Genomic DNA, 13,426 nt, shown 5'->3' on the forward strand with positions numbered 1-13,426 from the left:
TCGCTTTAGCGTTTCGTCCAGCGACGCGATGGTGCGCCAACGGAGTTGCGTACCACTAGGTCCGGGCGCAGCAGGATTTCGGTTTCCGCCGGTTGGCCGTCGGACAGGAATTCCAGAAGAAGCGCCATGGCCTGCTTTCCGATCAAGGTTCGCGGCTGGCGGATGGTGGTCAGCGGCGGCGACATGAACACGGCCTGCGGCACGTCATCGAAGCCGGTCACGGAGAAGTCTTTCGGAATGTCGTAACCGCGGGCATTCAGTCCGATCATCACGCCGATCGCCGTCTGGTCGTTGACGCACATGAAGGCGGTCGGCAGCGTGTCGCGCATGAAGAGCTGCTCGACGGCATGGCGGCCGCTCTCTAGCGTTCCATCGCCTTCGAGCACGATGCGCATATCTGGCGCAACGCCCGCCGCATCGAGCCCCGCGTCGTAGCCCTGACGCCGGCGGCTATAGGCAAGGCGTGTGCGCGAATCGCCGATGAAGGCGATCTTGCGATGGCCCTCTGCCAGCAGCAGATCGACGGCCTTTCTGGCGCCTTCCACATCATCCACGCCGACATAAGGAATGCCGCCGTTGAAAACCGGCTCGAAGACCCCGACGCTGGGCGGCAGGCGGGCGGTCATCGTCTGGTGGCCGAAGGGCAGGATGCCGGTGAAGAGGATCAGCCCGGCGGCCTGGTTGGAATTCAGGAACTTCAGATATTCGAGGCCGCGCTGCGCATCGTTCTGCGTGTGACCGATCAGGATGCCGTAGCCGTGGGCGCGCGCCTCGTTCTCGAGGCCGACCAGAATGTTGGAGAAGTTTGGGTCGCCGATGTCAGGAGCAACCACGAGAATCATATTCGACCGACCGAGCCGCAGGCTGCGCGCCATGGCATTGGTCGTGTAACCGGTGATGGCGATTGCCTGGTTGACCTTCAGGCGCGTGGAGTTGGCGACCTTCTCCGGCGTGTGGATCGCCCGCGATACCGTCGCGATCGAAACCTCGGCGATCCGAGCGACGTCTTCTATGGTTGCGGGCGTGGAATTCGACACTGCGTCCTGCCTTGGGATGCCTTCGCCGCGACACTACACAGACTTGCCGGGAGGTCAAACGCGCCGACCTGCAGATCTGTGTGTAACAATGATGTAAACCTTTACATACGTCGTGTAAAGGTTTACATATGGCTTCAAGCGGATGGGAGCCGCAGGGAGGAAATCAGTCAATGAGTGTGGATTCTGCCGACACCGCGCCCGTGGTGTTGTCCGCGCGGCGCATCTGCAAGTCGTTCAGCGGCGTGCAAGTCCTCTTCAGTGTCAATTTCGATCTGCGTGCCGGTGAGATCCATGCTCTCATGGGTGAAAACGGCGCGGGCAAATCGACCTTGGTCAAGGTCATGTCCGGTTTCGAGCAGCCGAGTTCGGGCGAGATCCTGCTCGACGGCCAGCCGGTCGTCTTGCCGGCCAACGGCGCGGCCGAAGCGCTCGGCATCGTTCTCATCCACCAGGAATTCAATCTTGCCGAACATCTGACGGTGACCGAGAGCCTTTTCCTTGGCCGCGAAGTCACGCGGTTCGGCGTGCTTGACCGCAAACACATGCGCGCCGAGACCCGCAAGGCACTCGATCTGCTCGGTTCGCATGTCGACGAGAATGCCATCATCGGCACATTGTCGATCGCCGACAAGCAGATGGTGGAAATCGCCAAGGCAATCAGTCGCGATGCCCGCGTCGTCATCATGGATGAACCGACAGCCGTGCTTTCGCGCGAAGAGACGAACTTCCTGTTCCGGCAGGTGCGCAAGCTGCGTGACAAGGGAACAAGCTTTATCTTCGTATCGCATAAGCTCGACGAGGTGATGGAAATCACCGACCGGGTGACCGTGCTGCGCGATGGCCAGTGGGTCAAGACTGCGCCGACGGCGATGCTCGACGGCGAATCCATCGCGCAGCTGATGGTCGGGCGCGAGCTTTCAAGTCTCTATCCGACCAAGGTCGAGCCCAATGTCGACGAGGAAATCGTCCTTCGGGTCGAAAGTGTCTCGACGGGTTATGTTCAGGATGCCAGCTTCGAGGTCCGCAAGGGTGAGATCATCGGCTTCTCAGGCATGATTGGCTCCGGTCGCACGGAGCTGATGGAGGCGGTCGCCGGGCTTCGGAACCGTGCCGCGGGCGAGGTCCACATTGGCGGTGAATCGATTCCGTCAGGCGATGTACATGCCGCCAATCGCGCCGGCCTTGCCTACATGACGAAGGATCGGAAGTCGAAGGGCCTGCTTCTGCGCTCCGGCATGATGACCAATCTGACGCTGCAATCGCTCGGCCAGCATTCGCGACACGGCTATCTCAGCCCGAGCAGCGAGGCGCAGGCGCTCGCCAAGGCAAGGCGGCGCTTTGATATCCGGGTTCGCGACACCAACATCGTTGCCGGGCGTATGTCGGGCGGCAACCAGCAGAAGCTGCTGCTTGCTAAGGTCATGGAGACCGAGCCCGAGATCATCATCATCGACGAGCCGACGCGGGGCATCGACGTCGGCACCAAGCAGCAGATCTATCATTTCATCTCCGCGCTGGCGCGCGACGGTCGATCCATCATTGTCGTCTCCTCGGAGATGCCGGAGGTGATCGGCCTTTGCACGCGCGTCGCCGTGATGCGCGAGGGACGGATCGTCGGTGTGCTCGAGGGCGACGAGATCTCCGAGCAGGAGATCATGCGCTACGCCGCCGGATTGAAGAAGAAAGCCGCCTGACGGTGGCGGGGAGGCGCTGCGCTCGGCGCGCCGTAAAGGTATGATGCCCATCGAATTGAGGGCGGGAGGTTGGTTTGGAGATGAGTGTGAACGAGGAGACCAGGGAAATCAGCCGTCGCCCCTGGCGGGATATCGATCTCAGGGCGGTCGCGCCCTTTGCAGCCCTGATACTGCTCTTGATCGTCGGCGCGCTGGTCAATCCGAACTTTATCGGCATCACCAACCTCGCCAACGTCGCGACGCGCTGCGCCTTTATCGCAATTATCGCTGTCGGCGCCACATTCGTGATTTCCGCAGGCGATCTTGATCTGTCCGTCGGCTCGATGGTGGCCTTTGTCGCCAGCCTGATGATCCTTTTGATGAATTCCGGCGTGATTGCCGACCCGACACTGATGCTGGCGGCCGCGGTCGTGTTTACGCTCGTCGCCGGTGCGCTCTGCGGACTGGCCAATGGTCTGATCACCACGGTCGGCAGGATCGAGCCGTTCATCGCCACGCTCGGCACCATGGGCATCTATCGCGGCCTGACGACATGGCTTAGCCAAGGCGGCGCGATCACGCTGCGCTCGGCCGACATCCAGACGCTTTACCGTCCGGCTTATTTCGGCAACATTTTCGGCGTGCCGGTTCCGATCGTCGTGATCCTGGTAGTTACCGCCGTTGCGGCCTTCATTCTCTACCGCACGCGCTATGGTCGCCATGTCGTTGCTGTCGGTTCCAATAGTGATGTCGCGCGCTACTCCGGCATTGCGGTCAATCGCGTGCGCACGATCGCCTTTGTCATCCAGGGGCTCTGCGTTGCCATCGCGGTGCTGCTTTATGTGCCGCGCCTCGGCTCGACCTCGGCAACAACCGGCATTCTCTGGGAACTGCAGGCGATCACCGCCGTAGTCGTCGGCGGCACGGCGCTCAAGGGCGGCGCTGGCCGCGTCTGGGGGACCATCTGCGGTGCCTTCATTCTCGAACTCGTCGGTAACATCATGCTGCTGTCGAACTTCATCAGCGAATATCTCATCGGTGCGATCCAGGGTGCGATCATCATCATCGCCATGCTTGTGCAGCGCTCGCTGGTCCGCAAATCGTAAGCGGACTGGTTCCAGGAATTGGCCGGGATCACAGGGCGTCCGGTTGACGGGTAGGAAAAGTCCCTGACGTTTATTGGGAGGAAATAGAATGCGCAAACTCATGTTGGGTCTTGCGGTTGCGGCCGTCACGCTGGCGGGTACCGCATACGCACAGGACAAGAAGTTCACCATCGGCGTCTCGATTCCGGCAGCCGACCATGGTTGGACCTCGGGCGTCGTGTTCCACGCCGAACGCATCGCCAAGAAACTGATGGAACAGCATCCGGGCCTAAACGTCATCGTCAAGACTTCGCCGGATGCCGCCAGCCAGGCGAACGCTGTGCAGGACCTTGATACACAGGGCATCGACGCCCTCGTCATCCTGCCGTCGGATCCGGATCCGCTCGTCAACGCCATCAAGGAAGTCAAAGGTAAGGGCAAGTACGTCGCGCTCGTCGACCGTGCGCCCTCGACCAACGATGACACCGTCCGTGACCTTTATGTCGCTGGCAACAACCCGGCGCTCGGTGAAGTCGCTGGCAAGTACATCGCTGCGCAGACGCCGGACGCCGAAGTCGTCGTCATTCGCGGCCTGCCTATCCCGATCGATCAGCAGCGCCAGGACGGCTTCGACAAGGGCATTGCCGGCTCCAAGGTCAAGGTTCTCGACCGCCAGTACGGTAACTGGAACCGCGACGATGCCTTCAAGGTCATGCAGGACTATCTGACGAAGTACCCGAAGATCGACGTGGTCTGGTGCCAGGACGACGACATGGCTGTCGGCGTGCTGCAGGCGATCGAGCAGGCCAAGCGTACCGACATCAAGTATGTTGTCGCCGGCGCCGGCTCCAAGGACATGGTCAAGAAGGTCATGGACGGCGACAAGCTGATCCCGGTCGACGTTCTTTATCCGCCGGCAATGGTTGGCACGGCCATGGAGCTGACGGCTGCTGGTCTCTACGGCCAGGTTCCGGTTCGCGGCACCTTCGTCCTCGACGCGACGCTTGTCACGAAGGACAATGCGAAGGACTTCTACTTCCCGGATTCTCCGTTCTGATCCGAAGAATCTAATGCGGCGCCCGTTCGACAGGACGGGCGCCTTTCTTTGACAGTGTCGCTTGCTAGTCCGGCAGGCCGGCCTTGGCGAGGTCCGTGATGCAGCGGTCGATGAAGGCTTCGGTCATGACGGGATTATCGCCGAAATAGAACTCTCGGCGGGCGTCAGTGCAGGTCATCCCCGGCCGGAAGCGACGAAGCCTCGCAACTGCTTCTCGCGCCTCGTCGGTTTCGCCACCCACCCTTCCGAGGGCGGCAGCCAGAAAGATCGCTGGCCAGAAGGTGGCGTTCGGCGAGCGGAGCGATGCGCGCGCTGCCTTGGCCGCTTCCGCCATGTTGCCCAATTGATAGTTTGCGATGGCGAGAACGTTATGGAAGGTCCACAGATGCGGGTCGCGAGGACTGAGCCGAAACGCTTCCTTGATCTCCTCTATGCCTTCCGCAGGGCGTTCGACGTAGCAGAGGACCTGACCGAGCGCGAAGTGAGCCTGCGCAAAGCTCTGGTCCAGCTGCAAGGCGTTGCGCAGATGCACAAGCCCGGCCTCCGTCGCGCCATCAAGCGCCAGCGCCCTTCCCAGGGCGAGGTGCGCCGCGGGTTCTCTCTGGTCGGATATGATCGCGCGTTCGGCAAGCTCGATCGCATCGCAGATCCGCTCCGCGCGTTCATTGAGGGGGCCATACCAGCCGAGCTGAATGTGAACATAAGCCAGTCGCGCCTGCGCCTGCGCGAACGTCGGGTCAATACTGATTGCCTGCTCGAAGAGCGCCTTGGCGGTCTTCAATTCATCAAGCGTGAACCGATAGAGATGCCAGAGGCCCTTCAGGTAGATTTCCCAGGCATCCATGTCGAACACCGTGCGGCCACGAAGGGCGGCGAATTCGATGGAGCCCAGTTCCGGCTCGATCGTGCCGGTGATTTCCGAGGCAAGCTGGTCCTGAACCTCGAAGATGTCGGCCAGCGTCCGGTCGTAGCGTTCCGCCCAGAGCAGCGTGCCATCCGTGCCGTTCAGCAATTGCGCGGTGACGCGAACGCGATCTGCCGCGCGGCGCACGCTGCCTTCCAGCACGTACTTGACGCCAAGGTCCTCCGCTACCTGTTGCGCATTGGCCTGCCGGCCCTTGTAGCTGAACGACGAGTTACGGGCTGCGACCAGCAGCCAGCGACAGCGCGCCAACGTGGCGATCAGCTCGTCCGTGAAGCCATCCGAGAAATGTTCCTGGCCCTCGATGCTCGACATGTTGCTGAAGGGCAGCACCGCGATGGAGGGCCGATTGCGGACGGGGCCTGTGACCGGATCCTTCGGTGCGGCAGGCGAGGGAGGCGGTTCGCTTTCCGCCGTCCACCGCCAGACACGGATCGGTCGCTCGATGTTCTTGAGCTTGCGGTTGCCGAAATCAATCGCCCTGAAGTCAAGCTTCGACCGGATCTGGTCATTGACCTGCTGGGAGACGCAGATGCCGCCTGGAGGCGCCAGCGCCTGCAGGCTTGCGGCGACATTCACGCCGTCGCCGAAGATGTCCTCGTCTTCGACCAGCACATCATCAACGTGGATGCCGATGCGCCACAACATGCGCCGATCCGGCTCGACGGCCTCATTCAGCGCAAGCAATGCTCTCTGGATGTCCATGGCACAGCCGACGGCATCGACGACGCTCGCAAATTCAGCCAACGTGCCGTCGCCGACGAATTTGACCACGCGCCCATGATGTCTGCCGATGCTGGGGACAATGACTTCGCTGTTGTGCGCTTTCAGCATTGCGAAAGTGCCGCTTTCGTCAAGGCCCATCAGCCGGGAAAAGCCGACTACATCAGCATCCAAGATTGCTGCCAGACGCCGCGTCATGCGCCACCCTCCTGGTTTCAAGACAGTAACACGGCACTGCGCGATGTCCACCGCAGTAAGAAGCGATGGGTTCGCCGGCCGGCGTCCCCATCGTGACGGTGTGGCGACGAGAAATGCGGTACGTACATCTTGCAGCCCGAGACCGACCGTGGTTAAGTCGGCCGCCTTCGATCTCCGCCCGGTGGGGAAGATTTGTAGTTTCGCCGAAATCGGCTTGCAGACTTCAAATCGCGTGCTAGAACACTATCAAAAACGTTTACGGTCATCTTTTAGGGAGGAATTGACATGAAAACGATCAAAGGTCCAGGCCTGTTCCTTGGCCAGTTCGCGGGCGATGCCGCGCCTTTCAATTCGTGGGATTCGATCACCAAATGGGCAGCCGACATCGGCTACAAGGGCGTGCAGGTTCCGACCTGGGCGGGCCAGCTGATCGATCTCAAGAAAGCAGCGTCCTCGAAGGATTATTGTGACGAATTCGCCGGCGTCGCACGCAAGAACGGCGTCGAAGTCACCGAGCTTTCCACCCATCTTCAGGGTCAGCTCGTCGCCGTGCATCCGGCCTATGACGAAGCCTTCGACGGCTTTGCAGCACCTGAGGTGCGCGGCAATCCGAAGGCGCGTCAGGAATGGGCTGTCGAACAGGTCAAGATGGCGCTGACGGCGTCCAAGCACCTCGGCATCAAGGCACATGCGACCTTCTCCGGCGCGCTCGCCTGGCCCTTCATCTATCCGTGGCCGCAGCGCCCGGCCGGTCTTGTCGAAACCGCCTTCGACGAGCTTGCCAAGCGCTGGACGCCGATCCTCGACCATGCCGACGAAAACGGCGTCGACGTCTGCTACGAAATCCATCCGGGCGAAGACCTGCACGACGGTATCACGTTCGAGATGTTCCTCGAGCGCGTGAAGAACCATCCGCGCGCCAACATGCTCTATGATCCGTCGCACTATGTGCTGCAGTGCCTGGATTACCTCGACAACATCGACATCTACAAGGACCGGATCAAGATGTTCCACGTCAAGGATGCCGAGTTCAACCCGACCGGTCGCCAGGGCGTCTATGGCGGTTACCAGGGCTGGGTCGAGCGTGCCGGCCGCTTCCGTTCGCTCGGCGACGGCCAGGTCGATTTCGGCGCGGTCTTCTCGAAGATGACGGCCAACAACTTCGACGGCTGGGCCGTGGTCGAATGGGAATGCGCGCTGAAGCATCCGGAGGATGGCGCCCGCGAAGGTGCCGAGTTCGTCAAGGCGCACATCATTCGCGTCACCGAGAAGGCGTTTGACGACTTCGCAGCGGGAGGTACGGACCAGGCGGCCAACCGCCGCATGCTCGGTCTCTGAGGCCGCGGCCCTCTCGACAGGAGGGCTGATTGGAACGCAGCGGGAAGGGCTCTCCCTTCCCCAGCCGACCGAGGGAAGGGCTGTTTCTGCCCTACGCAAATTCAGGAGGAACCAATGGCAATTGAAGCATCTACAGAACAAGCGCGCGAACCGCGCATCCGTCTCGGCATGGTCGGCGGCGGTGCCGGCGCGTTCATCGGCGCCGTTCACCGCATCGCGGCCCGCATCGACGACCAGTACGATCTGATATCAGGCGCGCTGTCGTCAACGCCGGAAAAGGCGATTGCATCGGGCCGCGACCTCGGCCTCGATCCGTCGCGCACCTATTCCAGCTATCGCGAGATGGCGATCCGCGAAGCCAAGCTGAAGAACGGCATCGAGGCGGTTTCGATCGTCACGCCGAACCATGTGCACTATGACGCCGCGAAGGAATTCCTGCGTCGCGGCATTCACGTCATCTGCGACAAGCCGCTGACCTCGAACCTTGCCGACGCCAAGAAGCTGAAGAAGGTCGCCGACGAGAGCGGCGCTCTCTTCATCCTCACGCACAACTACACCGGCTATCCGATGGTTCGCCAGGCACGCGAGATGATCGCCAATGGCGAACTCGGCGACATCCGGATCGTCCAGGCCGAATATCCGCAGGATTGGCTGACCGAGGCCGTCGAGCAGACAGGCGCCAAGCAGGCCGTGTGGCGCACCGACCCGGCGCAGTCGGGTGCGGGCGGCTCGACCGGCGATATCGGCACGCATGCCTATAACCTCGCGTCCTTCGTATCAGGCCTCGAACTCGACAGCCTGGCTGCTGATCTCGACAGCTTTGTGCCCGGCCGGCGGCTGGACGACAACGCTCACGTTATGCTTCGCTTCAAGGCGAAGGGGTCGGAGAAGGCGGCCAAGGGCATGCTCTGGTGCAGCCAGGTGGCCCCCGGCCATGAGAACGGTCTGAAGGTCCGCGTCTATGGCACCAAGGGCGGTCTCGAATGGGTTCAGGCCGATCCGAACTATCTGTGGTTTACGCCGTTCGGCGAGCCGAAGCGCCTGATCACCCGCAACGGCGCCGGTTCCGGCCCGGCGGCGGCCCGCGTTTCGCGCATCCCGTCCGGTCACCCGGAGGGCTATCTCGAAGCCTTCGCGACGATCTACACGGAAGCTGCGCACGCCATCAACGCGCACAAGAAGGGCAAGGCGGTCGACAAGGCCGTCGTTTACCCGACCGTTGATGACGGCGTGAAGGGCGTTGCCTTCGTCGAAGCCTGTGTGGCTTCTTCGAAGAAGAACGGTGCCTGGGTCAAGGTCTGATCCTCACTCGACTACTCTGACGGATAAAACTAATGAGCGCGTTTCCTAGAATATTAGGATGCGCGCTCATTGTCGTTTAACAATGCTATGGCAGAAAATGCGCGCAACCACATGGAGAGATGGTCGATGAAAGTTTCTGCCAAAGTTCTGACATGCGCGTTTGCGCTCGCTGCGTTTCCGGCATTGTCGCAGGAAGTCCCCAACCGCGCACCGAACTTCTACGCCGGCGAGCGTGCTCTCGGCACGGTCAAGGTGCAGACGACGATGTCCCTCTCGGTGCCTGTTGAGGTCGGGCAGGAAATCGGTGAACAGATCAAGGCAGCCCAGAAAGGGCTCTACACGATGGCTAGCGAGCAATGTGATCTCATCCTGCAGGCACTGGCCGAAAGCTGCCAGATCACCAACCTCACCAGCAGCGTGGATCTCAATCGCGGTGGGCGCAACGAAATCCTCGTGAATGCCGCAGTGACAATGGCCGTGAAGGTCAAGGACGCAGCGAAGGGGCCCTAACCAGCACGGCGTCATTGAGACGCCGAAGTGCAAGCCCGCTTCGATTTATCCGGCAAAGGGTGGCCAGGTCAGGCACGGACCGTCGCCGGTTTGCGGTTCCACCCGATATCGCCTTGATTTCAGCCCTCTGCCCGCCTAGATTGCGGCCATCGCCAATACCAACAGGATGTGTGCAGCAATGGATTCCACGCCGATCGCAACGCCAGCTCGCCTTGCCATTCGGGAGTCCTTTATCCATGCCTGCATCCATTACCCTATCCAATCTGTTGTGGTCCACGCCTGACGGGCGACCCCTTCTTTCCCATCTCGATCTGAGCTTCGGCGCCGAGCGAACCGGTCTTGTCGGCCGCAATGGTGTCGGCAAGACGACGCTGCTCAAGCTCGTCTCTGGCGAACTGCAGCCGCAATCCGGCAGCATTGCCTTTGGCGGACGGCTCGGCATCCTGCGCCAGTCGGTCCAGGTGGAGGAGGGGGCAACGGTCGCCGATCTCTTCGATGCCAGTGATGCGCTCGCAATCCTTCGCCGCGCCGAAGCTGGCGACGCCACTGCCGACGAACTCGCCATTGCTGATTGGACGATCGAGGCGCGTATCGCCGCGGCGATCGAACGCGTCGGGCTGGACGCAGAACCGGAGACGTTGCTTATCTCGCTTTCCGGCGGCCAGCGGACGCGTGTGGGTCTTGCGGCCCTCGTCTTCTCCGATCCCGATTTCCTGATCCTCGACGAGCCGACCAACAATCTCGACCGGGATGGGCGGGAGGCTATCATCACGTTGCTTTCCGGCTGGCGCGCCGGCGCCATCGTCGTCAGCCATGATCGGGAGTTGCTCGATACCATGGATGCGATCGTCGAGATCACCAGCCTCGGTGCCCGGCGATATGGTGGAAACTGGAGCGCCTTTCAGGTGCGCAAGGCGCTTGAGCTCGCCGCCGCCGAGCACGACCTCGCGGACGCGGAGCGGCGTGTTGCCGATGTGGTCCGCAGCGCCCAGGTCGCGGCGGAACGACAGGCCCGCAGCGATCGCAACGGCCGCAAGAAGGCGGCAAGAAGCGATATGCCGCGTATCGTCGCCGGTGGCCTCAAGCGGGCGGCGGAAAACACCAGCGGCAACAAGGTTCGCCTTGGCGAAAAACGCCGCGAGGAGGCGATGGAGGAGGCGGCCGCGGCGCGGCAGCGGATCGAGATCCTGCAGCCCTTTTCAGCGCAACTCGCGTCAACCGGGTTGCCGCCCGGCAGGCATGTCTTGCGGTTGGAGCGCGTCACCGCGGGCTATCGGCCCGAGGCGCCGATCATCCGAAACCTCTCTTTTGCCATGACCGGCCCCGATCGCGTCGCGATCGCCGGGCCGAACGGCTCCGGCAAGACGACAGTGCTGGCGCTGATCACAGGCGTGCTGCAGCCGTGGTCCGGGACCGTTTCCGTCATGACCGGCTTTTCACTGTTCGATCAGAGTGTCAGTCTGCTCGATCGATCGTTGTCGATCCGCGAGAATTTTAGCAATCTCAATCCCCAGGCCAATGAGAATGCCTGCCGTGCGGCGCTGGCGCGTTTCATGTTCCGGGCGGATGCCGCCCTGCAGCAGGTGTCGACGCTCTCGGGCGGGCAGTTGCTGCGCGCCGGTCTTGCCTGTGTTCTCGGTGGCGCAAAGCCGCCGCCGCTGCTCATCCTCGACGAACCGACCAACCATCTGGATATCGATTCCATTGCAGCCGTAGAAGCGGGGCTGCAGGCCTATGACGGAGCGCTGCTTGTCGTCAGCCACGACGAGGTGTTTCTGGAGAATATCGGCATATCGCGTCTGCTTCAGCTTCCGCTTGGCGAAGAGCTTCTTCTCTAGGCGGGCCGGGTGCGGGGTCAGATGTAAAGGCCGGCCATCTTGCGCCAGGCGCCTGCCCGGTGAGCGCGGCCTTCCCAGACATGCAGCTGGTGGCCGACCTGCTTCTCCGCCAGCAGCCGGCTGAGGTGATAGTTGTTGTCGAGGAAGGGGTCGGCGTCACCGATGGTCAGGACGATCTCGACCTCGCGCAGCTTATCCAGCTGCCAGCCGCCGTTTAGCCCCGGCAGGAAGTGCGTCGGCGTGTGGAAATAGACCGTGTCGTCGTAATAGCCGTCGAACAGATCGCCGAAGGAGTCGACCCTGATCGTCAGGTCGTAGCGGCCGGAGAAGGCAACCAGCTTGCGGAACAGATGCGGATGCCGGAAGACCAGGCTGGCGGCCTGGAAGGCGCCGAGGCTGCAGCCATGCACGATGGTGCACTCATGTCCGTTCTTCGATGCCATCAGCGGCAGGACTTCGTTCAGGATATAGTCTTCGAAGGCCGTGTGGCGGCGGATTCGGTCAGCCGGATGCCGGTCGAAGCCGTAGAAGGTCTCTGTGGCCAGCCCCTCGATGCAATAGAGCTGCAGCTGGCCGGCTTGCAGCTTGTCGGAAAGGCTTTCGACCACGCCGAGCCTTTCGTATTCCCAGAAACGTCCCTCGCGGGTCGGAAACATCAGGACCTTGGCGCCGGCATGGCCGAACACCAGCAGTTCCATCTCGCGATGCAGGCGTGGACTATGCCAGCGCAGATATTCCCGGTTCATAACACCTTGAAGAAATCTCGGACTTTCTCGCGCAGTACCGCGTTCTGCTCAGTGCTGCCGGGATAATCGAAGTGCCCCGCATCCAATATGAAGGTTTCATTATATTTTGATGTCGGAAGGGCGTTGGCCACCGCGAACTGGCAGGGCGGCGCGACGGCGGGGTCGAAGAGGGCGACGGCTGCGAGCATCGGCACCTCGATCCGGCTTGCGGCACTGGCTGCGTCGAACATCCGCAGGGTCTCGAGAACGCTTCCATGTGTCGTCTGGTATGTCTGCACGGAATCTGCGCTGCCGACGGTCGGTAGCGTCAGCCATAGCTCCCGGTCGCCGAAGGTCGGGACGACGAGGTGGCCGCGATCGATGCGCGGATCGAACGGGATCGCCAGCGCGCCGATGCCGCCGCCGAAGCTGACGCCGCTGTAGCCGATGTGGCCTGAGAGCCATGGATAAAGTGTGAGAAGCGACGAGACGGCAAGCCAGAGATCATCGACGCAGCCGCCGATGATGTAGGTGTTCGGGTTGTCGATACCCTGCAGGACATGCCCCGACGCATCGGCCGGAATGGGCGGGCGGGCGCTGAGCGACAGGCCACGGGCGCAGGGGAAGAAAATGGCAGCTTCCTCGACAGGCAGGTCGAAATCGGGCGCATCGCGGCCGCCATAGCCGTGGCCCACCACCAATCCGCGGCGCACCGGCAGCCGCCGTGGCAGGAGCAGCCAGCCGCCGATCTCGAATCCACCGGTCGAGGTGTAGGTGATGTCGAGGACCTGCCAGTCGGGATGCGTCAGGCTGCTCTTTCGAAGCACCGGCTGCGGGTCGGTGGCGATCGCTCTTTCGTATCGGGCCTGCCAGAACGCATCGAACCCCGGCGGCGCTTCGGGCGGAACGATCGCTCGGAGGTCGGCAAGGGTCATGCCGTAGGTGGGGTTAAAGGCGAAGGGGTGTGTGGTGGGAATGCTCATGGGAGGGTTGTTTCGCGAAAGGGCGCGCAATGCAA

Annotated in this window: 11 protein-coding genes; 7 read left to right on the top strand and 4 right to left on the bottom strand. The window is 62.0% G+C overall.

Features of this window, described 5'->3' with window-relative positions:
- Nucleotides 1-5: 5 nt before the first annotated feature.
- Nucleotides 6-1,037, bottom strand: a complete 1,032-nt coding sequence (locus C934_RS0109755; RefSeq protein ID WP_018856534.1) for a LacI family DNA-binding transcriptional regulator — start codon at nt 1,035-1,037, stop codon at nt 6-8.
- A 170-nt stretch (nt 1,038-1,207) separates the two neighbouring features.
- Between C934_RS0109755 and C934_RS0109760 the strand changes: the two genes are divergently transcribed.
- The 3 genes from C934_RS0109760 to C934_RS0109770 all read left to right on the top strand — a co-directional run bounded on the left by C934_RS0109760 (nt 1,208) and on the right by C934_RS0109770 (nt 4,852).
- The gene (locus C934_RS0109760) at nt 1,208-2,731 is read left to right on the top strand and encodes a sugar ABC transporter ATP-binding protein (RefSeq protein ID WP_018856535.1); all 1,524 of its coding nucleotides are present in this window, start codon (nt 1,208-1,210) and stop codon (nt 2,729-2,731) included.
- Between the two features lie 80 nt (nt 2,732-2,811).
- Entirely contained in the window at nt 2,812-3,816 is a 1,005-nt protein-coding gene (locus C934_RS0109765; RefSeq protein WP_026371713.1) for an ABC transporter permease, read from the top strand.
- 88 nt (nt 3,817-3,904) lie between these two features.
- Nucleotides 3,905-4,852, top strand: a complete 948-nt coding sequence (locus C934_RS0109770; RefSeq protein WP_016556996.1) for a substrate-binding domain-containing protein — start codon at nt 3,905-3,907, stop codon at nt 4,850-4,852.
- 64 nt (nt 4,853-4,916) lie between these two features.
- On the opposite strand, the gene C934_RS0109775 is transcribed toward C934_RS0109770, so the two are convergent.
- Nucleotides 4,917-6,695, bottom strand: coding sequence for an adenylate/guanylate cyclase domain-containing protein (locus C934_RS0109775; protein WP_018856537.1), 1,779 nt, complete (start codon nt 6,693-6,695; stop codon nt 4,917-4,919).
- A 285-nt stretch (nt 6,696-6,980) separates the two neighbouring features.
- Between C934_RS0109775 and C934_RS0109780 the strand changes: the two genes are divergently transcribed.
- The 4 genes from C934_RS0109780 (at nt 6,981) to C934_RS0109800 (ending at nt 11,683) form a co-directional block, all read left to right on the top strand.
- Nucleotides 6,981-8,033 (top strand): sugar phosphate isomerase/epimerase family protein, encoded by a 1,053-nt coding sequence (locus C934_RS0109780; RefSeq protein WP_018856538.1) that lies wholly within the window; start codon nt 6,981-6,983, stop codon nt 8,031-8,033.
- Between the two features lie 114 nt (nt 8,034-8,147).
- Nucleotides 8,148-9,335 carry a Gfo/Idh/MocA family protein gene (locus C934_RS0109785; protein ID WP_018856539.1) on the top strand — a complete coding sequence of 396 codons (1,188 nt, stop codon included), beginning with the start codon at nt 8,148-8,150 and terminating at the stop codon, nt 9,333-9,335.
- 126 nt (nt 9,336-9,461) lie between these two features.
- Nucleotides 9,462-9,845, top strand: a complete 384-nt coding sequence (locus tag C934_RS0109790) for a hypothetical protein (RefSeq protein ID WP_018856540.1) — start codon at nt 9,462-9,464, stop codon at nt 9,843-9,845.
- A gap of 236 nt (nt 9,846-10,081) precedes the next feature.
- Nucleotides 10,082-11,683, top strand: coding sequence for an ABC-F family ATP-binding cassette domain-containing protein (locus C934_RS0109800; protein ID WP_018856541.1), 1,602 nt, complete (start codon nt 10,082-10,084; stop codon nt 11,681-11,683).
- Nucleotides 11,684-11,700: 17 nt separating this feature from the next.
- Here C934_RS0109800 and C934_RS0109805 read toward each other — a convergent pair whose 3' ends face one another.
- Together C934_RS0109805 and C934_RS0109810 are read right to left on the bottom strand one after the other, a co-directional pair.
- Nucleotides 11,701-12,429, bottom strand: coding sequence for an esterase family protein (locus tag C934_RS0109805; RefSeq protein ID WP_018856542.1), 729 nt, complete (start codon nt 12,427-12,429; stop codon nt 11,701-11,703).
- A complete protein-coding gene (locus tag C934_RS0109810; protein ID WP_018856543.1) occupies nt 12,426-13,391 on the bottom strand; it encodes an acetylxylan esterase in 966 nt (321 codons plus the stop codon). The genes C934_RS0109805 and C934_RS0109810 overlap by 4 nt, the downstream gene beginning before the upstream one ends.
- Nucleotides 13,392-13,426 lie beyond the last annotated feature (35 nt).

Origin of the sequence: Rhizobium sp. 42MFCr.1 (assembly GCF_000377185.1) — a bacterium.
Classification (GTDB): domain Bacteria; phylum Pseudomonadota; class Alphaproteobacteria; order Rhizobiales; family Rhizobiaceae; genus Rhizobium; species Rhizobium altiplani.

Excerpts from the sequence above, each read along its gene's own strand:
- C934_RS0109760 (WP_018856535.1), top strand. The coding sequence starts at position 1,208 with ATGAGTGTGGATTCTGCCGACACCGCGCCCGTGGTGTTGTCCGCGCGG.
- C934_RS0109765 (WP_026371713.1), top strand. The coding sequence starts at position 2,812 with ATGAGTGTGAACGAGGAGACCAGGGAAATCAGCCGTCGCCCCTGGCGG.
- C934_RS0109775 (WP_018856537.1), bottom strand. The coding sequence starts at position 6,695 with ATGACGCGGCGTCTGGCAGCAATCTTGGATGCTGATGTAGTCGGCTTT.
- C934_RS0109780 (WP_018856538.1), top strand. The coding sequence starts at position 6,981 with ATGAAAACGATCAAAGGTCCAGGCCTGTTCCTTGGCCAGTTCGCGGGC.
- C934_RS0109770 (WP_016556996.1), top strand. The coding sequence starts at position 3,905 with ATGCGCAAACTCATGTTGGGTCTTGCGGTTGCGGCCGTCACGCTGGCG.
- C934_RS0109785 (WP_018856539.1), top strand. The coding sequence starts at position 8,148 with ATGGCAATTGAAGCATCTACAGAACAAGCGCGCGAACCGCGCATCCGT.
- C934_RS0109810 (WP_018856543.1), bottom strand. The coding sequence starts at position 13,391 with ATGAGCATTCCCACCACACACCCCTTCGCCTTTAACCCCACCTACGGC.
- C934_RS0109790 (WP_018856540.1), top strand. The coding sequence starts at position 9,462 with ATGAAAGTTTCTGCCAAAGTTCTGACATGCGCGTTTGCGCTCGCTGCG.
- C934_RS0109800 (WP_018856541.1), top strand. The coding sequence starts at position 10,082 with ATGCCTGCATCCATTACCCTATCCAATCTGTTGTGGTCCACGCCTGAC.
- C934_RS0109805 (WP_018856542.1), bottom strand. The coding sequence starts at position 12,429 with ATGAACCGGGAATATCTGCGCTGGCATAGTCCACGCCTGCATCGCGAG.